Below are 23,882 nucleotides of genomic sequence, written 5' to 3'. Positions count from 1 at the left end.
CGATCGGCGGGGACTGACCGTAACCTTGGGTACGTGAGCCCCCGTCGCAATCGTCCCCGCCGGGACGACGCCGCCCACCTGGAGCCCGACCGCGTCCGCCAGGGCGTCGCCTCGGTGCAGCAGTGGCGCGACGGCGAGTGGCAGGTACGCGGGATCGGCGGCGGGGCGTCCACCAAGACGTACCGCTGCCCCGGCTGTGACCAGGAGATCCGCCCCGGGGTGGCGCACCTGGTGGCGTGGCCGGCGGACGGGACGGGTGACCTCACCGACCGCCGGCACTGGCACAGCGGCTGCTGGCGGGCCCGGGACCGGCGCGGCCCGGCGATCCAGCGCGGGCGCAGCGCGCCGAAGTACGGCTGAGCGATCTGGATCACCCTGTTTCCGCCCGGGCGGGCGGCGGCGGTGAAGTCGCGCCAGACTTGAGCGGTGAGCACACCGATCCGCGCGTCGTCGATCCTGCCCGGCCACCGGGAGGACATCGAGCTGCACACCGCCGACGGCCTGCGCCTGGTCGGTGAGCTGGCCCGACCGGTCGACCGGGAGCCGGTGGCCACCCTGGTCTGCCTGCACCCGCTGCCCACCCACGGCGGGATGATGGACAGCCACGTCTTCCGCAAGGCGGCCTGGCGGCTGCCGGCCCTGGCCGACCTGGCCGTGCTCCGGTTCAACACCCGGGGCACCAGCAGCGTCCGCGGCACCAGCGAGGGCACCTTCGACGCCGCGGTGGGGGAGCGGTTCGACGTCGCCGCCGCGATCGAGTACGCCGAGTTCCACGAACTGCCGAACATCTGGCTGGTGGGCTGGTCGTTCGGCACCGACCTGGCCCTGAAGCACGGCTGCGACCCGGCGGTGGCCGGCGCCATCCTGCTCTCCCCGCCGCTGCGCTTCTCCGAGCCGGCGGATCTCGCGGCCTGGGCCGAGGCGGGCACCCCGCTCACCGCGCTGGTGCCCGAGTTCGACGACTACCTGCGGCCGGACGAGGCGCGGGAGCGCTTCGCGGCGGTGCCGCAGGCCGAGGTGGTCGGGGTGCCCGGCGCGAAGCACCTCTGGGTGGGCGACGCCGAGACGGTGCTGGACGAGATCGTCCGGCGGGTCAACCCGGCCGTGCCGCTGCCGCTGCCCACCACCTGGGACGGCCCGATGGAGACCGGCGACGTCAGCGCGTACGCCGACCGTACGGTGGCCTCCTTCGCCGATACGCCCGTCCCGGGACCGGCGCGGGACTGAGGGTCAGCGGGCCTCCTGCCGGGGCAGCACCACCTCGCGCAGGATGAGCTGGAGCGCCGCCACCGTCGGGATGGCGATCAGGGCGCCGACCACGCCGATCAGCGCCACCCCGAGCAGCGCGGCGAGCAGGGCGGCCACCTCGTTGACCTCCACCGACCGCCGCATCACCTTCGGGTAGATCAGGTAGTTCTCCACCTGCTGGTAGACCAGGAAGAAGGCCACGCAGGCGATCCCGGTCGGCAGCCCGGTGGCGAACCCGACCAGGGCGACGATCACCGCGCCGAGGGTGGCGCCGATCTGCGGGATCAGGTCGGTCACGGCGACGACCACGGCCAGCGCGAAGGGGTACGGCAGCCCGACGACCAGCGCGAAGACGAACGTGCTCACGCCGGCCAGCACGGCGATGCTCAGCGCGCCCACCATGTACGCCCCGACCTTGGTCAGGATCGCGTCGCCGATCAGGCTGACCCGCTGCCGCCGCGAGCGGGGGACCAGCCCGTACGCCAGGGCGCGCAGCTTGTCGAAGTAGGCCAGGAAGTAGATGGTCAGCACCAGCACGGTGAGCGCCCGGAGCAGGGTGCCGAAGATGAGCTGGGCGCCGCCGAGCACACCGCCGAGTGCCCGGCCCACGGTGTCGGCGTTCGCCGCCGACTGCACGCGCTCCATCACGTCGTACCGTTCCACCAGTTCGTTGGCCGTGGGGTTGCGCCGCAACTCCTCGACGTAGCTGGGGATCTGGTCGACGAACTCCCCGGTCTGCGTCACCACCGGCGGCACGAGCGCCACCAGGCCGCCGGCGATCAGCAGTAGCAGGGTGAGCACCACCGTCGTCACCGCGAGACCGTGCGGCACTCCCCAGGAGCGCAACCGGACCACCGCCGGGTTGAGCCCGACCGCCAGGAAGAGCGCGATGACCACCAGGACGAGGATGCCGCCGGCGTTGCGAACGCCCAGATAGAGCGTGTACGCCAGCAGCACGCCGAGCGCACCGGTGAAGCCGACCAGGAAGCTGCTCCGCCGCAGCGGCCGCCCCGGCTGGCCGTAGCGCCCGGAGGGGGTCGCCACCGGAGCGGCCGGCTCGAACTCCGTCGGGTCGGCGTCGGTCGACGTGGCCGCGTGCGCGCCGGCCGCGGGCCGTTCCCCGGTGGGCTCGAAGTCCGTCGGGTCCCCGTCGGTCGACGGGTGCTCTCCGTCGCGCTGGGTGCGTCGCCCGCCGGGCGTGGTGGGTCGGGTGCCGGCGTCGTCCCGAAATTCGCCCTCCACCGGTTCGTCCTGTCCCACTCGACCTCCCCGGATCGTGCCCCGGCGGTACGCCGGACCCTGTCGGACCGTCCGGCCCGAGCCCCGGGCCGGCCCCCTGCCCGGAGGGTAGTGGCCGGCAGGTGCCCGAGCCAGCCCCGCCCGCATTGTCCGGCCGCCCGCCAGGCCTGTCGGACCAGCCACGCTCCGCCGACCGGGCCTCGGCTGGACAACATTCCGCCCGGGCGGTCCGTCCCGGCCGGCTGCGTTGCCGACCGCGGTCCGTCATTTCACCTGGAGAGTCGCACCGCGCCGGGCACCGCGGTCCCATCGCCTCCTTTGCTCTGCTGCCCAGCCGGCAACACTGGGAGCACTCTCGCTGTTGCCTGGACCGCAGCAGAGCAAAGCGTGTGGCGGAGGGGTGTCGTCGGGCCGGGTCGCCAGGATGCTGGCGGGGTCGGGACCGCAGCGGGGTGGGACCGTCGTGGGCCGCGACCCTGGCGGGCTGGGACGGCTGTGGGTCGGGACGTCGTGAGCCGCGACGGTGGCGGGCTGGGACGCTCGTGGGTCGGGACCATCGTGGGTGGCGATTGTGGCGGGGCTGGGACGGTCGCGGGTCGGGACCATCGTGGGTGGCGATTGTGGCGGGGCTGGGACGGCCGTGGATCGGGACGATCGTGGGCCGGGTCGAGGCGGTTCAGGACCCGGGACAGGCTCAGGACGCAGGGCGATCCGGTCCGGCCTGATGGCGAGGCGGACGGCCGGATACCGCACGGGACAGGGCGAGTCCTGGCCCAGCTCAGCCGGGCGGCCGTTCCGGCGCTCGCGGCGCCGGAACGGCCCCGGTCACTCCGACTCGGCGGTGACCTTGCTCGGCTTGGCGCCGCGCTCGTCGGTGGTCGGCTTGGTCGGCCGCTTGCCGTTCTCGCCGGTGCTGGTGATCTTGGTCGGGGTGGCCTCGCGGCCGCCCGTACCGGGCACCGCGGCCACCGTCGGCTCCCCGTCGACACCGGCGCTGGCCGTGCCACCGTCCACGGTGGTCACCGGCTCGGCCACCGGGCGCGCCTTGGGCTTCGCCCCGTCCGTGCCGGCGACCGGCTCGGCCTTCGGCCTGGCCCCGTCGGTGGCCGGCGCGGTCTTCGCGCCGTCGCCGGTGACTCGCGCGCCGTCGGCGATGGCCTTCACGGCGTCGGCCTTGGGCTTCGCGCCGTCGCCGGTGGGCTTCGCGCCGTCGGTGCTCGGAGTGACGCCGGCGAGCGCCGGAGCGGCACCGTCCGTCGTCGGTACGGCCGCCGTCCCGGTGACCTTCCGGAGCTGGAGTTCGGTGATCTGCCGCTGGAGCTCGTCGGACTCCTGCCGCGCCTGCCAGGTCTCCTGACGCAGGTCGGCGAGCTGCTGCTGGGCCCGCGCGATCTCCAACATCACCTCGGCGAGCTGCTGCCGGCCCGCCGCCGCCTCCTGCTGCGTCGCGGCCAGGTGCTGCTGGGTGGTGGCCAGGTGCTGCTGGGTGGTCGCGGCGTACTCCTCGAACTGCCGGCGGGACGCCGCGACGTGCTCGTCGGCCTTGCGGCGCTTGTCGGCCGACTCGGTCTCGGCCCGCTGGAGCAGCGTGGTGGCCTCCTCCTCGGCCCGGCGGCGCATGGTGAGCGCGTCGACCTCGGCGGACCGACGGACCTCGGCGGCGCCCTGCTCGATCTCGTCGCGGCGCGCCGTCCACTCCCGCTCCAGCTGGTCGTGGCGGGTCTTGTGCTGCTTCTCCAGCTCGTCGCGGCGCTTGGCGTACTCCTGCTCGATGGCGGCGCGACGCTGCGCCAGCTCCCGGTCGGCGGCCTCCCGCTGGCCGTTGACCTCCTTCTCCACGCCCGCTCGCCAGGCGCCCAGCTCCTGCTGCGTCTGAGCGCGGGCGTGCTGCACGTACGCCTCGGTCTCGCTGCGCATCCGCTGCACGTACGCCTCGGTCTCGGCGCGGCTGCGCTTGGCCGTCTCCGCGGCCTCCGTGGTCAGCCGGTGCGCCTCCTGCCGGGCCCGGCCCCGGGTGCCCTTCGCGGCCTCCTCGGCGTCGTCGGTGATCCGCTTCGCCTCCTGGAGGGCCTTGGCGTGGGTGGCCCGCCCGGCCTCGGCCGCCGACTCGGTGAGCCGCTTGGCCTCCTGCTGGGCCTTGGCGTGCACCTCCTTGGCCGCCTCGCGCAGCTCGGTGGCCTCCTGCTGCGCCTTCGCCAGCGCCTCTTTGGCCGTCTCGCGCAGCTTGGTGGCCTCCTGCTGGGCCCGGCTGTGGATCTCCTTGGCCGTGTCGCGGAGCTGGGTGGCCTCCTGCTGCGCCTTCGTCAGCGCCTCCTGGGCGGCGGCGCGCAGCCGGGTCGACTCGTCCTGGGCGGTGGCGCGCAGCCGATTCGACTCGTCCTGGGCCGTGGCCCGCAGCCGGGCCGCGTCCTCCTTGGCGCTCTTGAGCGCGGCCGACGCCTCGGCCTTGCGGGCGGCGGTGTGCCGCTCCTCCTCGGCGCGCCGCGCCGCCAACGCGATCTCGAAGTCCTTGAGTGCCTGGGCGGCCTGCTCGCGGGCCTCGTCGATGATGTGCTCGGCGGCGGCGCGACGGGCCTCGATCTCATCGTTGGCGGCGCTCAGGATGGCGTCCGCCTGCTCCTCGGCGAGGGCGAGGATCTGTTCGACCCGGGGCCCCAGGTGCTTGAACGAGGCGCGGTCCACCACGCCGATCTGCTTGCGCACCTGGGCCAGGTCCCGCTGGAGATGCTCGACCTGCCCGGCCAGCTTGTGGATCTGGGTGTACGCCTGTTCCCGCTCGGCCGTCAGTGTCGCGATCTCGTGCTCCGCACGAGCGACGTACCGGTCGACCTGTCGTTTCTCGTACCCCCGCAGGGCGGACTCGAAGCTGGGCTCCGTGGTCACGTCCCCGCCGAGAGCGAACAGTTCCTCGCCGTGCGACATACCCCCATCCTCACACGCATCCGGTCCTGCTGGGGCGATACGGACGCCCCTGTTGCGACCTACTTCATCACGGTCGGACCGGCCGTATCAGGGGTTGGGAAACGCATACGGCGCGGGGTGCCACCGGTCACCCGGTGTCACCCCGCGCCGTGAACTCATGCCCCGACGGTGCGGTGGGTCAGCTGGCCGTCTCCGCGGTCGCCCGCTGCTCGGTGCCGGCGGCCTTGGCGGCCTCCGGCTTCGCCGGCGCGGCGGCCGGCTGCTGCGCCGGCACACCCGGCACGATGCCGGCCAGGCCGGAGAGCATCTGGCCGAGCTGGGAGGTGACGGCGTCCTTCTGGCGGGTGAGGTCCTCGACCTCGCGGCGGGCCGCCTGGGTGGTCAGCTCCGCCTCGGTGCGCGCCTCGGTGAGCAGCCGGTTCGCCTCGGCCTTGGCCTCGTTGAGGGTCTTCTCGGCCAGCGCCTTGGCCTTGTCGACGGTCTCGTTGGCGGTGCGCTCCGACTCGACCCGGCGGGCCTCGGCGCGCTGCTCGATCTCCTTGGCGCGCTCCTGGGCGGCGCGGGCCCGCTGCTCGGCCTCGCCGACCAGCTTCTGGGTCTGCGCGACCTGCGCGGCGTGCCGCTCGGACTCCTCGCGCTCGGCCTTCTCGCGGCGCTCGGCGAGCTGCAGCTCCAGGGCCTGGAGGTCCTTGTCCCGCTTGTCGCGGGCGTCGGTGAGCAGCTTGGTCGCCTCGGCCCGCTTCTCCTCGGCCTCGCGCGCGGCCTTGGCCCGCTGCTGGGTGATCTCCCGCTCGGCGGTGGCGCGCAGGGTGGCGACCTCCCGCTCGACCGTGGACTTCAGCTCGGCCACCTCGTGCGCGGTGACCGTACGCAGCTGCTTGGTCTCCCGGTCGGCGTCGGCGCGCAGGGTGTCGGCCTCGCGGCGGGCCTGCACGCGGACCTCGGCGGCCTCGCGCTCGGCGGTGGTGCGGACGTTGCCGGCCTCCCGCTCGGCGGTGGCCTTCATCGCCGCCGCCTCGGCGCGCGCCTTGTCGGTGATCTCCCGGGCCTCCAAGCGGGCCGCGGAGAGGATGCCCTCCGACTCGCGCTTGGCCTCGTTGCGGTGGTCGTTGGCCTGCTCCTCGGCCAGCCGCAGGATCTGCTCGACGCGAGTGCCCAGGCCGGAGAGGGTCGGCCGGCTGTTCTCCTCGAGCTGCTTGCTGGTGTCGGTGAGCTTCTGCTCAAGCGCGCTCTGGCGCTGCTCGGCCTGGCGGAGCCGACGCTGGGCGTCGTTCATCCGCTGCTCGGCCTCGGCGCGGGCCTGCTCGGACTGGGTCAGCGCGGCGGTCATCCGGCCGATGAAGTCATCGACCTGGTGGGTGTTGTATCCGCGCAGGCCGACGGTGAAATCTGGCTGCGAGTTCGCGTTATCGAAGAACGCGAGAGGGGAGGACTGCTGCTGGGGCATTGGGACATACTTGCAGACCCCCCGGGGTCGTTCGCAAGAGCGGTCCCGAGCTTTCGTGTCCTCATTACATGGTCAACTTCCGCACTCGGCGGAGACCGGACCAATCGGCGATCTTGGCAGGTCCCGGGCGGGCCGAGGTCACGCCGAGTGAGCGGGAAAAGGGCCGCGGGGGATGCCCGCGGCCCTTTGTCCGTCGTCACTCGAATGGGGTGCGCCGCCCATGTGGAAAGGCAATGGCCGCCTCACCGCAATGGGCATGCCGGCATCACCCGGACGGCTCAGTGGCCGCGGAACCGGTTGATCGCGTCCTCGTGCCGGGAGCGCAGCGCGGTGTCCCGGACGCCCAGCCCGTCGGTGGGGGCGAGGCAGCGCACGCCGACCTTGCCCTGGTGGGCGTTGCGGTGCACCTCGTACGCCGCCTGGCCGGTCTGCTCCAGCGGGTAGGTCCGCGACACCGTCGGGTGGATCAGGCCCAGCGACACCAACCGGTTGGCCTCCCACGCCTCGCGGTAGTTGGCGAAGTGGCTGCCGACGATCCGCTTGAGGTGCATCCACAGGTAGCGGTTGTCGTACTGGTGCAGGTAGCCGCTGGTGGAGGCGCAGGTGACGATGGTGCCGCCCTTCTTGGCGACGTAGACGCTCGCGCCGAAGGTCTCCCGGCCGGGGTGCTCGAAGACGATGTCCGGGTCCTCGCCGCCGGTCAGCTCGCGGATCCGCTCGCCGAAGCGGCGCCACTCGTCCTGGTCCTGGGTCTGCTCGTCCTTCCAGAACCGGAAGCCCTCGGCGGTGCGGTCGATCACCAGCTCGGCGCCCATCTTCCGGCACAGCTCGGCCTTCTCCGGCGAGGAGACCACGCAGACCGGGATCGCGCCGCCGTTGAGCGCCATCTGGGTGGCGTAGCCGCCCAGGCCGCCGGAGGCGCCCCAGATCAACACCACGTCGCCCTGCTTCATGTTGGCGCCGTGGTGCGAGACCAACTGCCGGTACGCGGTCGAGTTGACCAGCCCGGGGCTGGCCGCCTCCTCCCAGCTCAGGTGGCGCGGCTTGGGCATCAGCTGGTTGGCCTTGACCACGCACAGCTCGGCCAGGCCGCCGAAGTTGGTCTCGAAGCCCCAGATCCGCTGCTGCGGGTCGAGCATGGTGTCGTCGTGGCCGGCCGCGTCCTCCAGCTCCACCGAGAGGCAGTGCGCGACGACCTCGTCGCCGGCCTTCCACTTGGTCACGCCGGGACCGGTGCGCAGCACCACGCCCGCCGCGTCCGAACCCACCACGTGGTACGGCAGGTCGTGCCGGCGGGTCAGCTCGGAGAGCCGGCCGTAGCGCTGGAGGAACTTGAAGGTCGGCAGCGGCTCGAAGATGCTGGTCCAGACCGTGTTGTAGTTGATGGCGCTGGCCATCACCGCGACCAGGGCCTCGCCCGGGCCGAGCTCCGGGGTGGGCACCTCCTGCAGGTGCAGGGCCTTGCGCGGGTCCTTGTCGCGGGTGGCCATCCCGTCGAACATCCGGGTGTCCTCGGCCCGGACGACCACGCCGCGGTAGGTCTCCGGTACCGGCAGTCCGGCGAGACCGGCGAGTTCGCGCTCCGGTCGGTCGGAGCCTTCCGCCGCCATGATCGCTTCGAGGATGTCCTGCACGGTGACCTCCCGTTCGTCCGCACCCACGCCGGGGGGCAGGGGTGCTGCCATCGTCGGCGCCGGTGCGACCGACCGCCATGTCGGCAATCGACACATCCGGCACCGGTCGCGCTCCTTGTTGGGCCGGGACGTTACTGAACGGTAGCTAGGGCCGGAAGTCCTGTGTGAAAAACTGCATTGGCCGGTGCGTGGAGGTGTCCGCGCCGCACCCGTACCGCGCACCCCCGCGCTCCGCCCCGTTCCCTGGGTGGGCCGGCGAGGTCCGCCGGCCCCGGATGCGGCGTGTCGCGGTGTCCGACGGCGGGGACACCGCGACACGCCGCAAACGGCAGTGCGGAACAGGCGAGGCGGGCGGTCAGTGGGCGTCGGCGGCCGGCTCGACCAGCTCGACCAGGACGCCGCCGGCGTCCTTCGGGTGCACGAAGTTGATCCGGGAGTCGGCGGTGCCCCGCTTCGGCTTCTCGTAGAGCAGCCGTACGCCCCGCTCGCGCAGCGCGGCGCAGGCGGCGTCGATGTCGGCCACCGTGTACGCCACCTGCTGCACGCCCGGCCCGTTGCGGTCCAGGAACTTCGCGATGGTCGACTCCGGGGTCAGCGGGGCGAGCAGTTGCACGCAGCCGCCCTCGGTGGTCGGGCCGACGGCCAGCATCGCCTCGCGTACGCCCTGCTCGGTGTTGGTCTCGACGTGCACGCACCGCATGCCGAAGGTGCGCTGGTAGAAGTCGATCGCGGCGTCGAGGTCGGCGACCGCGACCCCGACGTGGTCGATGCGGCGCAGGCCGATGTCTGTGACATAGTCGGCAGCGGGCTCGACGGGGGAGTTCTCAGCCATGGCGCTAGTCTGACCGAACAATCGTTAAGGCGTACAGGTCGGCACCCCCTCGGAGGCAGGCAATGGCTTCGGTGATCATCAGCGGCGCGCGGACCCCCATGGGGCGCCTGCTGGGCAACCTCAAGGATCTCCCGGCGACGAAGCTCGGCGGCGTCGCGATCAAGGCGGCGTTGGAGCGCGCCGGCGTCGCTCCGGACCAGGTGCAGTACGTGATCATGGGGCAGGTGCTCCAGGCCGGCGCCGGGCAGATCCCGGCCCGGCAGGCGGCGGTCGAGGCCGGCATCCCGATGTCCGTGCCGGCGCTGACCATCAACAAGGTCTGCCTCTCCGGCCTGGACGCGATCGCCCTGGCCGACCAGCTCATCCGGGCCGGTGAGTTCGACATCGTGGTGGCCGGCGGCATGGAGTCGATGACCAACGCCCCGCACCTGCTGCTCGGCCAGCGCTCCGGCTACAAGTACGGCGACGTCACGATCAAGGACCACATGGCGCTCGACGGGCTGACCGACGCCTGGGACTGCTGCGCGATGGGCGAGTCCACCGAGAAGCACGGCGTGCGGCACGGCATCACCCGCGAGGAGCAGGACGCGTTCGCCGCGACCAGCCACCAGCGGGCCGCCGCCGCGCAGAAGAACGGCCACTTCGCCGACGAGATCGCCCCGGTGGTCATCCCGCAGCGCAAGGGCGAGCCGCTGGTGATCAGCGAGGACGAGGGCATCCGCCCCGACACCACGGCCGAGTCGCTGGCGAAGCTGCGCCCAGCGTTCACCAAGGACGGCACCATCACCGCCGGCAGCTCCTCGCCGATCTCCGACGGCGCCGCCGCCGTGGTCGTGATGAGCAAGGCCAAGGCCAAGGAGCTGGGGCTGACCTGGCTGGCCGAGATCGGCGCGCACGGCAACGTGGCGGGGCCGGACAACTCGCTGCACTCGCAGCCGTCCAACGCCATCCAGCACGCCCTCAAGAAGGGCGGGCTGAGCGTCGCCGACCTGGACCTGATCGAGATCAACGAGGCGTTCGCCCAGGTCGGCATCCAGTCGGCCCGCGACCTCGGGGTCAGCCCGGACAAGGTCAACGTCAACGGCGGCGCGATCGCGCTGGGCCACCCGATCGGCATGTCCGGCGCCCGGCTGGTGCTCACCCTCGCGCTGGAGCTCAAGCGCCGGGGTGGCGGCACCGGCGCGGCCGCGCTCTGCGGCGGTGGCGGTCAGGGTGACGCACTGATCATCCACGTGCCGGCTGGGGCCGAGAGCCAGCAGTGAGCGCGCGGAGCGAGTCGGTGCTGCGAGCTTCGCAGCCGTGAACAAAGGGACCACAGTGAGCGACGCCGTCGATCACGTCCCGGCGACGGCCACCGGGCCGGTGCGCCGCAGCCGGGACGTACCGATGCTGGTGGAGCGGGCCCGCGCGGGTGACCCCCGCGCGGTGGCCCGGCTGATCACCCTGGTCGAGTCCGGTGACGAGGTGCTGCCGCAGGTGGCGGCGGCCCTCGCGCCGTACGCCGGTCAGGCCCAGGTGGTGGGCCTGACCGGCTCGCCGGGGGTGGGCAAGTCGACCACCACCAACGAGCTGGTGCGGGCGCTGCGGGCGCGCGGTCACCGGGTCGGTGTGCTGGCGATCGACCCGTCCAGCCCGTTCACCGGCGGCGCGATCCTGGGCGACCGGGTCCGGATGCAGGACCACGCCACCGACCCGGGGGTCTACATCCGCTCGATGTCCAGCCGGGGCCACCTCGGCGGGCTGTCCGCGGCCACCCCGCAGGCGGTGCGGGTGCTGGAGGGCGCCGGCTGTGACGTGGTGCTGGTGGAGACCGTCGGGGTCGGCCAGGCCGAGGTCGAGGTGGCCTCGCTCGCGGACACCACCCTGGTCCTGCTGGCCCCCGGCATGGGCGACGCGATCCAGGCGGTCAAGGCCGGCATCCTGGAGATCGCCGACGTCTTCGTGGTCAACAAGGCCGACCGGGACGGCGCCGACGCGACGGTCCGCGACATCCAGGGCATGATCGCTCTCGGTGAACGCGGGCCCGGCGAGTGGCGTCCGCAGGTGGTCCGCGCGATCGCCGCACGGGCCGAGGGAATCGACGACATCGCCGCCGCCATCGACAAGCACCGCGGCTGGCTGGAGCAGCACGACGAGCTGCGCCGCCGCCGGGAGACGCGGGCCGCCGCCGAGATCGAGGCGATCGCGCTCGGCGCGCTCCGCGCCCGGATCGGTTCACTGCGCGACGGTACGGAGCTGTCGACGCTCGCCGCCAAGGTGGCCGAGGGCGCGCTCGACCCGTACGCCGCAGCGGACGAGCTGCTGGCCCAGCTCGGGTCCTGACCGGTCCACTGCGGACCTGCCCGCCTAGTACGCTCGCACCGCTCCACGGCGAGCGTGGGGCTGGACGAGTGGGCGGGTAAACCATGGCTGACGAGGCGACGCAGGAGCTGTCGGTGACTCCGGACGCGGTGGCGGGCGGGACGACGCACGTCTCCGACGAGGTGGTGGAGAAGATCGCGGTGGCCGCCGCCCGGTCCGTGCCCGGGGTGGCCGAGCTCGGTGGCGACGTCGCCCGGTTCTTCAACGCCGTGCTCGACCGGGTCGGCCTGGACCAGGTCGGCGACGCGCGGCGGGGCTGCTCGGCGCACGTGACCGACGGCGGGGCGGTGGTCAACCTGGTGCTGGTGATCTCCGCCGGGCACCCGGTGCCGCAGGTGACCGACGCGGTACGGGCGGCGGTGACGGCGGCGGTCGAGGCGTACGGCCTGCGCGCCGACGAGATCAACATCCGGGTGGACGACGTCGCGCTCGACGCCCCGGCCGGATAAGGTTACCGACCGGTACGAACTTCCTTAGCGATCGTTCAGGACTCCGTTCTACACTCGGTCTTCAGTCGAGGACTCGAGGAGGAGCCCCGCGGATGAACGCCGACGAGATCGCAGCCGGACGGGCACGCTGGCAGGCCCGCTACGACGCCGCGCGAAAGCGGGACGCCGACTTCACCACGCTGTCCGGGATGACCGTCGACCCGGTCTACGGCCCGCCGGAGGGCACCGCGTACCCGGGCTTCGACCGGATCGGCTGGCCGGGCGAGTTCCCGTACACCCGGGGGCTCCACCCGACCGGCTACCGGGGGCGCACCTGGACGATCCGGCAGTTCGCCGGGTTCGGCAACGCCCAGCAGACCAACGAGCGCTACAAGATGATCCTGGGCGCCGGCGGCGGCGGGCTCTCGGTCGCGTTCGACATGCCCACGCTGATGGGCCGCGACTCCGACGACCCGCAGGCGCTCGGCGAGGTCGGCCACTGCGGCGTCGCCATCGACACCGCCACCGACATGCAGGCGCTCTTCGACGGCATCGACCTGGCCGGCGTCACCACCTCGATGACCATCTCCGGCCCGGCCGTGCCGGTCTTCTGCATGTACCTGGTCGCCGCCGAGCGGCAGGGCGCCGACCTGTCCAAGCTGGACGGCACCCTGCAGACGGACATCTTCAAGGAGTACATCGCGCAGAAGGAGTGGCTCTTCGACCCCGAGCCGCACCTGCGCCTGATCGGCGACCTGATGGAGTACTGCGCCCGGGAGATCCCGCGGTACAAGCCCCTCTCGGTCTCCGGCTACCACATCCGCGAGGCCGGGGCGACCGCCGCGCAGGAGCTGGCGTACACGCTGGCCGACGGGTTCGGCTACGTCGAGCTGGGGCTCAGCCGCGGGCTGGACGTCAACGTCTTCGCCCCGGGCCTGAGCTTCTTCTTCGACTCGCACGTCGACTTCTTCGAGGAGATCGCCAAGTTCCGCGCCGCCCGCCGGATCTGGGCCCGCTGGCTGCGCGACGTCTACGGCGCGACCAGCGAGAAGGCGCTCTGGCTGCGGTTCCACACCCAGACCGCCGGGGTGTCGCTGACCGCGCAGCAACCGGTCAACAACGTGGTACGGACCGCCGTGGAGGCGCTCGCCGCGGTGCTCGGCGGGACCAACTCGCTGCACACCAACGCCCTCGACGAGACCCTGGCCCTGCCCACCGACGAGTCCGCCGAGATCGCCCTGCGTACCCAGCAGGTGCTGATGGAGGAGACCGGCGTGGTCAACGTCGCCGACCCGCTCGGCGGCTCCTGGTACGTCGAGGCGCTCACCGACAAGATCGAGGCCGAGGCGGAGGAGATCTTCGCCCGGATCCGGCAGCTCGGCGGCGAGGGCCCGCACCAGATCGGCCCGATGACCTCCGGCATCCTGCGCGGCATCGAGGACGGCTGGTTCACCGGCCACATCGCCGAGTCGGCCTTCGTCTACCAGCAGGCGCTGGAGAAGGGCGACAAGCGGATCGTCGGCGTCAACTGCCACACCGGCACGGTCGCCAAGGAGCTGGAGATCCTGCGCATCTCGCACGAGGTGGAGCTGGAGCAGCGTCGGGTGCTCGCCGAGCGCAAGGCCGCCCGGGACGACGCCGCCGTCAAGGCCGCCGTCGCCCGGATGGTCGAGGTCGGCCGCACCGGCGAGAACATGATCCCGGCCATGCTGGACGCCGTCCGCGCCGAGGCCACCCTCGGCGAGATCTGCGACGCGCTGCGCGCCGAGTGGGGCGTCTACCGCGAACCCGCCCGCTTCTGACCCCACCCCCCACCCCACCCCCACCCTCGCGATCTTGCACTTTCGGCCCGCCGAACGCGGCATCTGCCGCATTTGTCGGGGCGGCAAGTGCAAGATCGCGGGAGGCGGCGGGGTGGGGGCGGGGGAGGGGCGGTGAGCAGGGTGAGAGTTGCAACTGTCGCCGTCGCGGTTGATCTGAGTTCCGCGGGACACGTGCGAGACTAGATAACCATGAGCGACCCACGGATCACCTCGTCGATCTTCACCCGCGGCGCGGTCGACCTCAGCGCGCTGCGCAGCACCGCACCGGCCAACACCCGCCCCAGCACACCGACCCAGGCCGGCCCGTCCGCCGGTCTCCCGGGCGGCCCCGCCACCGGAGGCGGCGGCCTCGCCGTGATCGACGTGACTGAGGCGACCCTCCAGTCCGAGGTGCTCGAGCGTTCGCTGACCACGCCCGTCGTCGTCTTCTTCGGCGCGGCCGGCTACCCGGAGAGCGACGAGTTCGCACCGGTGTTGGAGCGGCTGGCGACCGAGGACGCCGGCGCGTGGGTGCTGGCCCGGGTCGACGTCCAGGAGAACCCCCGGATCGCCCAGATGTTCCAGATCCAGGCGATCCCGACCGTCTACGCGGTCGTCGGCGGGCGGCCGATCGACGCGTTCCCCGGCGTCGTCCCCGAGCCGCAGCTGCGCCAGTGGATCTCGGCGGTGCTCAAGGCCGGCGGCGTGGCCGTGGCCGAGCCGGAGGACCCGCGCCTCGACGAGGCCGACGACGCACTGATGAGCGGCGACCTGGACGCCGCCGAGCGGGCGTACAAGAAGATCCTCGCCGAGTCCCCGGCGGACGCCGCGGCGGAGGCCGGCCTGGCCCAGGTCGGGGTGGCCCGGCGGGTCGCCGGCGTCGACCCCCAGGCGGCGGTCGCCGCCGCGCAGGCCGCCCCCGACGACGTCGAGGCGCAGCTGCTCGCCGCCGACATCGAGGTGCTCAGCGGCCTGGCCGAGCAGGCGTACGCCCGGCTGGTCAGCCTGGTCCGGCGGACCGCCGGCGACGACCGGGAGAAGGTACGCCAGCACCTGGTCTCGCTGTTCACCATCGCCGGCCCGGACGACCCCGCGGTCGCCTCGGCCCGGCGGGCCCTGGCCAGCGCCCTGTTCTGAGTTCGTAGCACGCCAGCGCGGGCCGGCGTTCCGGCCGGCCCGCCCGACCACCGAGGACGGGAGCCCATGATGCGCCGGATCGCCGTCCTCGACGCGCCGACAAACCTGGGACTGCGCCCACCCACGTCCACCTCCGTTCCCGGCTGCGGCAAGGCGCCCGGCGCGCTGCGCGACCACGACCTGCTCGCCCGGCTGCGGGCCCGCGACGCCGGCTGCCTCACCCCACCCCGGTACGACCCGGGCGACTGGCGGCCCGGCGACGGCGTCTGCCACGCCCGGGAGATCTCCGGCTACTCGGTGGCCCTCGCGGACCGGATCGGTGCGATCATCGACCGGGGCGAGTTCCCGCTGGTGCTCGGCGGCGACTGCTCGGTGCTGCTCGGCTCGGCGCTGGCCATGCACCGGCTCGGCGAGGCGGTCGGCGGCCGGATCGGGCTGGTCTTCGTCGACGGCCACTCCGACTTCCGGCACCCCGGCAACGCCTCGTACGTGGGCGCGGCGGCGGGGGAGGACCTGGCCCTGGTGACCGGGCGCGGGCAGGCCGACCTGGCCGCCATCGAGGGGCGGCGCCCCTACTTCCGCGACATCGACGTGGTGGTGCTCGGCATCCGCGCACAGGATGAGTACCGCCTCGACCTCCAGGCCGCCGGCATCACCACCCGGCCGGTGCCGGCGCTGCGCGCCGAGGGCGCGGCCCGCACCGCCCAGTGGGCGCACGAGCAGCTCGCCGACTGCGCCGGCTACTGGGTGCACATCGACGTGGACGTGCTCGACCCGGCGGTGATGCCGGCGGTGGACGCGCCGGACCCGGGCGGGATCGCCTTCGCCGAACTGGAGATCCTGCTCGCCGGGCTGGTGGACACCCCGCACTGCCTCGGCGTCGAGTTGACCGTCTTCGACCCCGACTACGACCCGGACGGCTCGTACGCCGCCGAGATCGTCAACACCGTCGTGGCTGGCCTGGCCCCGGTGTCGGCGCCGCAGGCGGTGCCGCCCCGGCTGCTGCCGGCCGCCCCGCCGCCGCAGCGCGTCCGGTCCACCGGGCCGGCGACCCGCGCCGGTCTCGCCACCGCGCCCAACGGCGGTGCCGGGCCGGCCGGAGCGCCGGGGCCGGGCTCCCCGGTCGGCATCGCGCCGCTCGGGTCCGGCGAGCCGGCGGTGGACGAGCCGGAGGCCGCGACGGGCCCGGCGACCGGAGGGCTCGCGCCGGCGCCGGTGGAGACGCCGATGCCCGCGGTCGCCGTCGAGCCGGTCGGGCCGCCCGCCGCCGTCGGGCCCGGCCTGCTCCGCCGGGTGCCCCGTGCCGACGAGGACGGGACGTCGGAGGACGACCCCTCACCGTCGTCCGCCGGCATCGCCTGACGGATCGCCCACGCCCCGGTCCGGCCCGGCTCGCCTGGTCTGTGATCGACACGGTTTGCGGCGTGTTGCGATATCACGGCTGACGGACACCACGACTCGCCGCAAACGGAGTCGACCAACGCTCGCGGCCGGCGAGGCGCGCCGGCGCTGGGGGCGGGTCAGCGGAGGGCGCGGAGGAAGCGCTCGCTGATCGGGACCGCGCTGGCCGTGCTCGACCCGCCCTGCTCGACGAAGACCGCGAACGCGACGTCACCCTGCCAGCCGACGAACCAGGCGTGGGTGTGCGCCGGGTTGTTGTCGTACTCGGCGGTGCCGGTCTTGCCGTACACCGGGCCGCCGGGGACGTCGGCCAGCGCCTTCGCCGTGCCGGCGGTGACCACCTCGCGCATCATCGCCTTCAGCGGCTCCACCGACTCGGCCTTGAGCTGCGGGCCGGGCTCCGCCGGCTTGGCCGGGGCCGGGTCGAGCACCAGTTTCGGCTGCTCCCAGCGCCCACGGGCGACCGCGGCGGTGGCTCCGGCCATGGCCAGCGGGCTGACCACGGTGGTGCCCTGGCCGATCGCGGCGGCGGCCTGCTCGACCGGCGAGCCGTTGGCCGAGACCTTGCCGGTGAAGGCGTCCGTGCCGAGGTCCCAGCTGCCCTCCAGGCCGAGGGTACGGCCGGTGACGGCCAGCCCGTCGGGGCCGAGCTTCGGCGCCAGGGAGGCGAAGGCGGTGTTGCAGGACCTGGCGAAGTCGGTGCGGAACGGCACCTTGCCGAGGACGAAGTCGTCGGAGTTCTTGAAGGGACGTCCGTCCACCGTGAACGTCTTCGGGCAGTCCACGACGGAGTCGGCGCCGACCGCGCCGCGGTCCAGCAGGCCGAGGGCGCTGACCACCTTGAAGGTGGAGCCCGGCGGCACCTGGGCGGTGAAGGCCAGGTTCTCCCCGGCCGCGCCCGGCCCGTTGGCCGCGGCGAGCACCGCGCCGTCGCTGATCCGTACCGCCACCAGGGACGAGCGGCGCTTCTCGCCGCGCAGCGCGGCGTCGGCGGCGTTCTGGGTGGCCACGTCGAGGGTGGTCTTCAGCGGCTGGCCGGGCTGCGGCTCGTGCCGGAAGACCTCGGTCGGCTCTGGGGTGCCGTCGGGACCGGCCGGTCCCTGGACGAGCACGGTGAGCCCGGGAGTGCCGCGCAGGCGGTCGTCGTAGCGGCCCTGGAGGCCGCCGTGCCCGACCAGGTCGCCCTTGGCGTACCGGTCGGGGTGGGCGGCCAGGTCGTCGGCCTGCGCCTCGTCGACGGAGCCGAGCAGCGCCCGGGCGAACTCCCGGGTGGGGGCCAGGTCCCGCTTCTCGGTGGGGAACCGGGTGCCGGGCAGGTCGTAGATGCGCGACCGGATCTGCCGGTACGCCTCGTCCCGCAGCGTCACCACCTCGACGAAGGCGCCCGGATCCGCCTCGCTGAGGCGTTTCGGCAGGTCGGAGAGGTCGACCGGGGGATTCAACGCCGGCCGGATCGCCTTGAACGCCGCGTCGAGCTGCCTGACCAGCGCCTTCACGTCGGTCACCTCGCTGGGCTGCACACCGACGCGGACCACCTGCCGGGGCGCCACGATCGGCTGCCCGGCGGCGTCCAGCACCCCCGCCCGGGGGCTGGCGGTCCGGCGTACCGTCAACCGGTCGCCCTCGCCGAGCTGCTCCTGCACCAGCTGCGGCTCCCAGATCACCTGCCACTGGTCGTCCCGGCCCTGGCGCAGCCGCACCGGCCGGTCGTACGCCCAGGTGGTCTTTCCCGGCAGCGCCCACTCCACCCGGACCTTGGCGGTGGCGATGTCCTTGGTGACCTCGGCGTCGCCGGAGCGGCGCAGGGTGGGCGGGGTGGCGGCCAGCTCGCCGGAGAGCTCCTTGATCTCCTTGGCGACCTCGGTGGCCGGCAGCCGGGCGCCGGTCGGGTCGATGAACCCGACCGCGCCGAGGTCGCCGGAGCGCCAGCCGGTCAGGAAGGCGTCGACGGTCCGCTCCGGTCCGTCACCGTCCGAACACCCGGTGAGCGCGCCGGCCGCCAGCACGGTGGCGGTCAGCGCCGCGAGGGCCGGCCGGAGGCGCGTACGGGGACGGCGGAGCGGGTACGACACGGGCATGGAGCGGTACCTCCGGATCTCGGACTGCCCTGCACGCTAGTACGACCGTGCTCCCCGTACCGCCCCGGCGTGGCCGCACGCTGCGTGAAGACCCCGACGGCGGTGTGATGAACATCGCGAGTCGGGGTACTCCGCAGCCGGCCGACCACGCATCTGCAACGGGTGAAAGGACAGAGTCCCGAACCGGACGTCCGGCCGGTGGTCCGCCGACGAACGGACAGAGTGGCAGGGCCTAGGCTGGGCGGCAGAGTGACCCACAACGCGGTGGGTCGAGGGGAGTGGCACCGATGGACCGGCGTCCGGCGATCAAACCGGGACCCGACCTCCGGCAGGCTGACACCGGCCGGGACGACAGCTTCGATTCGGCGACCGACGGGGACGGCTTCGGCCGACTCGACACAGGAGTTACCGGGATGACCGGTTCGAGTATCGACACCCTCTACGAACTGGGGCTTCCTTCCGAAGCGCTCGGTGACGACGTGGAGGACGCGGAGCTCGACGAGCCGGTACCCAACGCGGAGCGCCTGGTCGCCCAGGCGGTGGCGCTGGCCGGCGACGACCACGACGCGGCCACCCTGGTGGGCCGTTTCTGGCGGTTCGCGCCGGACGAGGAACTGATCGGATTCACCGCCGAGGAGATGCTCGACGCCGCCAGGGCGCACCGGGACCTGGCCCAGCAGCGGGTGCCGGGCGAGCTGAAACTGCGCATCCACGAGCCGGACGCCGAGCAGCACCACACGGTCATCGAGATCGTCACCGACGACATGCCGTTCCTGGTCGACTCGGTGACCGCGCTGCTCAACTCCCACCACCTCGACGTGCACCTGCTGGTGCACCCGCTGGTCGTGGTGCGGCGGGAGCCGCTCGGCCGGCTGACCGAGGTCTCCGCCGACGTCGAGCCGGACGACGCGATCGCCGGCGACCTGGTCGAGAGCTGGATGCGGATCGAGATCGACCCGGTCCGCGACGCGGGGGAGCGGGAGAAGCTGCGCCGCGAGCTGCAGCGGGTGCTCACCGACGTGCGCGAGGCGGTGGAGGACTGGCCGAAGATGCGGCAGCGCGCCCTGGCGCTCGCCGACGAACTGGCTTCGGCCCGGACCTCCGACAACCGTCCGCCCGTGCCTGAGAAGGACATCACCGACTCGGTGGAGCTGCTGCGCTGGCTGGCTCACGACCACTTCACCTTCCTCGGCTACCGGGAGTACCGGCTGGTCGACAGCGACGGCGGCGACGGACCGGCGCTGGAGGCCGTGCTCGGCACCGGGCTGGGCATCCTGCGGTCGGACTCGCCGGAGGCCCGGGCGCTGTCGTCGATGACGCCCGAGGCGCACGAGAAGGTGATGGAGAAGCGCCTGCTGATCATCACCAAGGCGAACTCCCGGGCGACCGTGCACCGCTCGGCCTACCTGGACTACATCGGGTTCAAGATCTTCAACGAGGCCGGCGAGGTGGTCGGGGAGCGGCGGTTCCTCGGCCTGTTCTCCACCGCCGCGTACCGGACCAGTGTCCGTGAGCTGCCGGTGGTCCGACGTAAGGTCGCCGAGGTGCTGGACCGCTCCGGCCTGAGCCAGCGCAGCCACTCCGGCAAGGACCTGCTCCAGATCCTGGAGACCTACCCGCGCGACGAGCTGTTCCAGATCAAGACCGACGACCTGTACCACGCGGTGATCGGCGTGCTGCGGATGGCCGGTCGCCGGCAGCTGCGGGTCTTCCTGCGCCGGGACGCGTACGGGCGGTTCATCTCCTGCCTGATCTACCTGCCCCGGGACCGGTTCACCACCCAGAACCGGCTGCGCATGCAGGACATCCTGCTGCACGAGCTGAACGGCGTCGGGGTGGACTACACCACGCGGGTGACCGAGTCGATGCTGGCCCGGGTGCACTTCATCGTCCGGACCGACCCGACCAACCCGCCCGGCGAGGTCGACGCCGACCTGCTCGCCGAGGAGCTGGCCGACGCCACCCGGCTCTGGGACGACGACTACCGGCTGGTGCTGGAGCGCAAGCTCGGCGACGAGCAGGCCAAGCACCTGTTCAGCCGGTACGCCGACGCCTTCCCCGAGGGCTACAAGGACGGCCACACGCCGTACGAGGCGATGAAGGACCTGGCGAAGCTGGAGCTGCTGGAGGAGCCCGGCCAGCTGGAGATGCACCTGTTCCGCAAGCAGCTCGCTCCGCGCGGGGCCGGCGGGGACGCCGACGACGCCATGGACGTCCGCTTCAAGGTCTACCGGTACGGCGAGCCGATGATGCTCTCCGCCGTGCTGCCGGTGCTGCACTCGCTGGGTGTCGCGGTGGTCGACGAGCACCCGTACGAGGTGGACCGGGTCGACGGCCGGGTCTTCCTGTACGACTTCGGCCTGCGCCTGCCCGAAAGGCACCAGGAGCTGGCCGAGGTGCGTCCGCACGTGGAGAACGCCTTCGCCGCCGCCTGGCGGGGCGAGGCCGAGGTGGACGGCTTCAACGAGCTGGTCCTGCGCGGCGGTCTCACCTGGCGGCAGGTGGTGGTGCTGCGGGCGTACGCGAAGTACATGCGCCAGGCCGGCACCGTCTTCTCCCAGGACTACATGGAGCAGACCTTCATCGCGTACCCGAAGATCGCCGCCCTGCTGGTGGAGCTCTTCGAGACGCGGTTCGCCCCGGGCTCGGCGAGCATGGAGGAGCGCCGGCAGCGCGGCGACGAGCTGGTCGGCGCCATCAGCGCGGCCCTGGACGACGTGGCCAGCCTGGACCAGGACCGGATCCTGCGGTCGTACCTGACGCTGATCCAGGCCACCCTGCGGACGAGCTTCTACCAGAAGCCGGTCGGCGGGCGGCCCAAGTCGTACGTGGCGTTCAAGCTGGACCCGCAGGCCATCCCGGACCTGCCGGCCCCGCGGCCGAAGTTTGAGATCTTCGTGTACTCGCCCCGGTTCGAGGGCGTGCACCTGCGGTTCGGGCCGGTGGCCCGGGGCGGGCTGCGCTGGTCCGACCGGCGGGAGGACTTCCGCACCGAGGTGCTCGGCCTGGTCAAGGCGCAGATGGTGAAGAACGCCGTGATCGTTCCGGTGGGCGCCAAGGGCGGCTTCGTGCTCAAGCAGAAGCCGGGGGACCGCGACGAGGCGGTCGCCTGCTACAAGGAGTTCGTCGGCGCGATGCTCGACGTCACCGACAACATCGTCGGCGGCGAGATCGTGCCGCCGACCGACGTGGTCCGGCACGACGTCGACGACCCGTACCTGGTGGTGGCGGCGGACAAGGGCACCGCCACGTTCTCCGACATCGCCAACGAGATCTCGGCGGCGCACCAGTTCTGGCTGGGCGACGCGTTCGCCTCCGGCGGCTCCGCCGGGTACGACCACAAGAAGATGGGCATCACCGCCCGGGGCGCCTGGGAGTCGGTCAAGCGGCACTTCCGCGAGCTGGGCCACGACACCCAGACCCAGGACTTCACCGTGGTCGGCGTCGGCGACATGTCCGGTGACGTGTTCGGCAACGGGATGCTGCTCTCGGAGCACATCCGGCTGGTGGCCGCCTTCGACCACCGGCACATCTTCCTGGACCCGGACCCGGACGCCGCCACCTCGTACGCCGAGCGGAAGCGGCTGTTCGAGCTGCCCCGGTCGTCGTGGGAGGACTACGACCGGAAGCTGATCTCGGAGGGCGGCGGGATCTTCCCGCGTACCGCCAAGTCGATCCCGATCACGCCGCAGGTCCGGGCGGTGCTCGACCTCGACGAGGGCACGACGCAGCTCAGCCCGCAGGAGCTGATGAAGGCGATCCTCACCGCGCCGGTCGACCTGTTCTGGAACGGCGGCATCGGCACCTACGTGAAGGCGTCGACGCAGACCAACGCCGAGGTGGGCGACAAGTCCAACGACGCGATCCGGGTGGACGGCAAGAGCCTGCGCTGCCGGGTGGTCGGCGAGGGTGGCAACCTGGGCTGCACGCAGCTCGGCCGGATCGAGTACGCCCTGGCGGGCGGACGGATCTACACCGACTTCATCGACAACGCGGCCGGGGTGGACTGCTCCGACCACGAGGTGAACATCAAGATCCTGCTCAACACGGCGGTCGCCGACGGCGCGCTGGACGTCCCCGAGCGGGACGAGCTGCTCGCCCAGATGACCGACGAGGTCGCCGAGCTGGTGCTGCGGGACAACTACGACCAGGCGCGGGCGATCAACAACGCCCAGGCCCAGGCCGCGTCGCTGCTCCCGGTGCACCGCCGGATGATCAACGAGCTGGAGCGGGCCGGTCAGCTCGACCGGGCCCTGGAGGCGCTGCCGCCGGACGAGGAACTGGCGGTCCGCACCGAGTCCGGGCTGACCGCGCCGGAGTTCGCGGTCCTGCTCGCGTACGTCAAGATCGTGCTGGAGCGGGAGATCCTGGCCGAGGGGCTGGCCGACGAGGAGTGGACGACCGAGGTCCTGGTCAACTACTTCCCGACGCCGATGCGCGAGCGCTTCGCCGATCGGATGGCCCAGCACCGGCTGCGCCGCGACATCGTCACCACGGTGCTGGTCAACGAGGCGATCAACCGGGGCGGCATCTCGTTCGTCTTCCGGGTCGTCGAGGAGACGGCCGCGTCGTCGGCGGACGTGATCCGGGCGTACGTGGTGGTCCGCGAGGTCTTCGGGCTGCGCGAGCTCTGGGACGCCGTCGAGGCGCTGGACAACAAGGTTTCCCCGGAGCTGCAGACCAGCGTCTACCTGGACACCCGGCGGCTGCTCGACCGCGCGGTGCGCTGGCTGGTCACCAACCGGCGCTCGCCGATCGACGTGCCGGCCGAGATCGCCCGGTTGCGCGACGGCGTGGCCCGGCTCCTGCCGGACCTGGAGGAGCGCTTCTACGGCAGCGAGCGGGAGTCGCTCGCGGCGCACATCGACTCGATGGCCGAGCGGGGTCTGCCGCGCGACCTGGCCGAGCAGGCGACCCGCCTGATGTACAGCTTCGGCCTGCTGGACGTGGTGGAGACGGCCACCTCCAGCGGGCGGGACGTGGGCGAGGTGGCCTCGGTCTACTTCGTCCTGTCCGACCTGTTCCGGGTGGACTCCCTGCTGTCGAAGATCTCCCTGCTGCCGCGGGAGGACCGCTGGCAGACGCTGGCCCGGATGGCGTTGCGCTACGACCTGTACGCCGCGCTGGCCGCGCTCACCGCGGAGGTTCTCGGCTCTACCCCGGACAACCTGCCCTCGAACGAGCGGGTGCTCCAGTGGGAGCAGTCGAACGCCACCTCGATCCACCGCGCCCGTCGGGCGATGGGGGAGTTCGACGAGTCGCGGGCCGACCTGGCCGCCCTGTCGGTGCTGTTGCGCCAGATCCGCACCCTGGTGCGGACCTCCGCCGCCGCCTGACGAGTACGCCGACGCGC

At 72.7% G+C, this 23,882-nt stretch carries 14 protein-coding genes and 1 pseudogene; 9 read left to right on the top strand and 6 right to left on the bottom strand.

Annotated elements, in window-relative coordinates; all coding sequences use genetic code 11:
* The first annotated feature begins 33 nt into the window (after nucleotides 1–33).
* Both ACTMTB_RS05340 and ACTMTB_RS05335 read left to right on the top strand, forming a co-directional pair.
* Entirely contained in the window at nucleotides 34–360 is a 327-nt protein-coding gene (locus ACTMTB_RS05340) for a hypothetical protein (RefSeq protein ID WP_441142883.1), read from the top strand.
* Between the two features lie 66 nt (nucleotides 361–426).
* On the top strand, nucleotides 427–1,227 hold the full coding sequence (locus tag ACTMTB_RS05335) for an alpha/beta hydrolase (protein WP_441142881.1): 801 nt from the start codon (nucleotides 427–429) through the stop codon (nucleotides 1,225–1,227).
* A gap of 3 nt (nucleotides 1,228–1,230) precedes the next feature.
* On the opposite strand, the gene ACTMTB_RS05330 is transcribed toward ACTMTB_RS05335, so the two are convergent.
* From ACTMTB_RS05330 to mce, 5 genes are all read right to left on the bottom strand, one after another.
* Nucleotides 1,231–2,292: an AI-2E family transporter gene (locus tag ACTMTB_RS05330; RefSeq protein ID WP_441143982.1), complete on the bottom strand. Its 1,062-nt coding sequence runs from the start codon at nucleotides 2,290–2,292 to the stop codon at nucleotides 1,231–1,233.
* A 1,020-nt stretch (nucleotides 2,293–3,312) separates the two neighbouring features.
* Nucleotides 3,313–5,409, bottom strand: coding sequence for a hypothetical protein (locus ACTMTB_RS05325; RefSeq protein WP_441142879.1), 2,097 nt, complete (start codon nucleotides 5,407–5,409; stop codon nucleotides 3,313–3,315).
* A 178-nt stretch (nucleotides 5,410–5,587) separates the two neighbouring features.
* Complete coding sequence (locus ACTMTB_RS05320; protein WP_357611590.1) at nucleotides 5,588–6,856, bottom strand: cell division protein DivIVA; 1,269 nt, start codon at nucleotides 6,854–6,856, stop codon at nucleotides 5,588–5,590.
* Nucleotides 6,857–7,134: 278 nt separating this feature from the next.
* Entirely contained in the window at nucleotides 7,135–8,490 is a 1,356-nt protein-coding gene (ccrA, locus tag ACTMTB_RS05315) for a crotonyl-CoA carboxylase/reductase (RefSeq protein ID WP_280836239.1), read from the bottom strand.
* Nucleotides 8,491–8,845: 355 nt separating this feature from the next.
* The gene (mce, locus tag ACTMTB_RS05310) at nucleotides 8,846–9,322 is read right to left on the bottom strand and encodes a methylmalonyl-CoA epimerase (RefSeq protein WP_154942305.1); all 477 of its coding nucleotides are present in this window, start codon (nucleotides 9,320–9,322) and stop codon (nucleotides 8,846–8,848) included.
* A gap of 62 nt (nucleotides 9,323–9,384) precedes the next feature.
* Between mce and ACTMTB_RS05305 the strand changes: the two genes are divergently transcribed.
* From ACTMTB_RS05305 to ACTMTB_RS05280, 6 genes and pseudogenes are all read left to right on the top strand, one after another.
* Nucleotides 9,385–10,584, top strand: a complete 1,200-nt coding sequence (locus tag ACTMTB_RS05305; RefSeq protein WP_441142876.1) for an acetyl-CoA C-acetyltransferase — start codon at nucleotides 9,385–9,387, stop codon at nucleotides 10,582–10,584.
* A 55-nt stretch (nucleotides 10,585–10,639) separates the two neighbouring features.
* Nucleotides 10,640–11,644 (top strand): methylmalonyl Co-A mutase-associated GTPase MeaB, encoded by a 1,005-nt coding sequence (gene meaB, locus ACTMTB_RS05300; protein ID WP_210776220.1) that lies wholly within the window; start codon nucleotides 10,640–10,642, stop codon nucleotides 11,642–11,644.
* Between the two features lie 83 nt (nucleotides 11,645–11,727).
* Nucleotides 11,728–12,132: an Asp23/Gls24 family envelope stress response protein gene (locus tag ACTMTB_RS05295; protein ID WP_210776221.1), complete on the top strand. Its 405-nt coding sequence runs from the start codon at nucleotides 11,728–11,730 to the stop codon at nucleotides 12,130–12,132.
* A gap of 92 nt (nucleotides 12,133–12,224) precedes the next feature.
* A complete protein-coding gene (locus ACTMTB_RS05290; RefSeq protein WP_441142873.1) occupies nucleotides 12,225–13,913 on the top strand; it encodes an acyl-CoA mutase large subunit family protein in 1,689 nt (562 codons plus the stop codon).
* Nucleotides 13,914–14,123: 210 nt separating this feature from the next.
* On the top strand, nucleotides 14,124–15,050 hold the full coding sequence (locus ACTMTB_RS05285; protein WP_441142871.1) for a tetratricopeptide repeat protein: 927 nt from the start codon (nucleotides 14,124–14,126) through the stop codon (nucleotides 15,048–15,050).
* Between the two features lie 66 nt (nucleotides 15,051–15,116).
* Nucleotides 15,117–16,071 (top strand): annotated as a pseudogene (locus ACTMTB_RS05280) (arginase family protein); the annotation flags it as partial.
* A gap of 499 nt (nucleotides 16,072–16,570) precedes the next feature.
* Here ACTMTB_RS05280 and ACTMTB_RS05275 read toward each other — a convergent pair.
* Nucleotides 16,571–18,529, bottom strand: coding sequence for a penicillin-binding transpeptidase domain-containing protein (locus ACTMTB_RS05275; protein WP_441142869.1), 1,959 nt, complete (start codon nucleotides 18,527–18,529; stop codon nucleotides 16,571–16,573).
* 287 nt (nucleotides 18,530–18,816) lie between these two features.
* Between ACTMTB_RS05275 and ACTMTB_RS05270 the strand changes: the two genes are divergently transcribed.
* The gene (locus ACTMTB_RS05270) at nucleotides 18,817–23,865 is read left to right on the top strand and encodes an NAD-glutamate dehydrogenase (protein ID WP_441142867.1); all 5,049 of its coding nucleotides are present in this window, start codon (nucleotides 18,817–18,819) and stop codon (nucleotides 23,863–23,865) included.
* The last annotated feature ends 17 nt before the right edge of the window (nucleotides 23,866–23,882 follow it).

The sequence above is a fragment of the Micromonospora sp. L32 genome (genome assembly GCF_052068055.1).
GTDB classification, from domain to species: domain Bacteria; phylum Actinomycetota; class Actinomycetes; order Mycobacteriales; family Micromonosporaceae; genus Micromonospora; species Micromonospora purpureochromogenes.
Note: the sequence above shows the minus strand (reverse complement) of the source record. Positions and strands in the feature narration are given on the sequence as shown.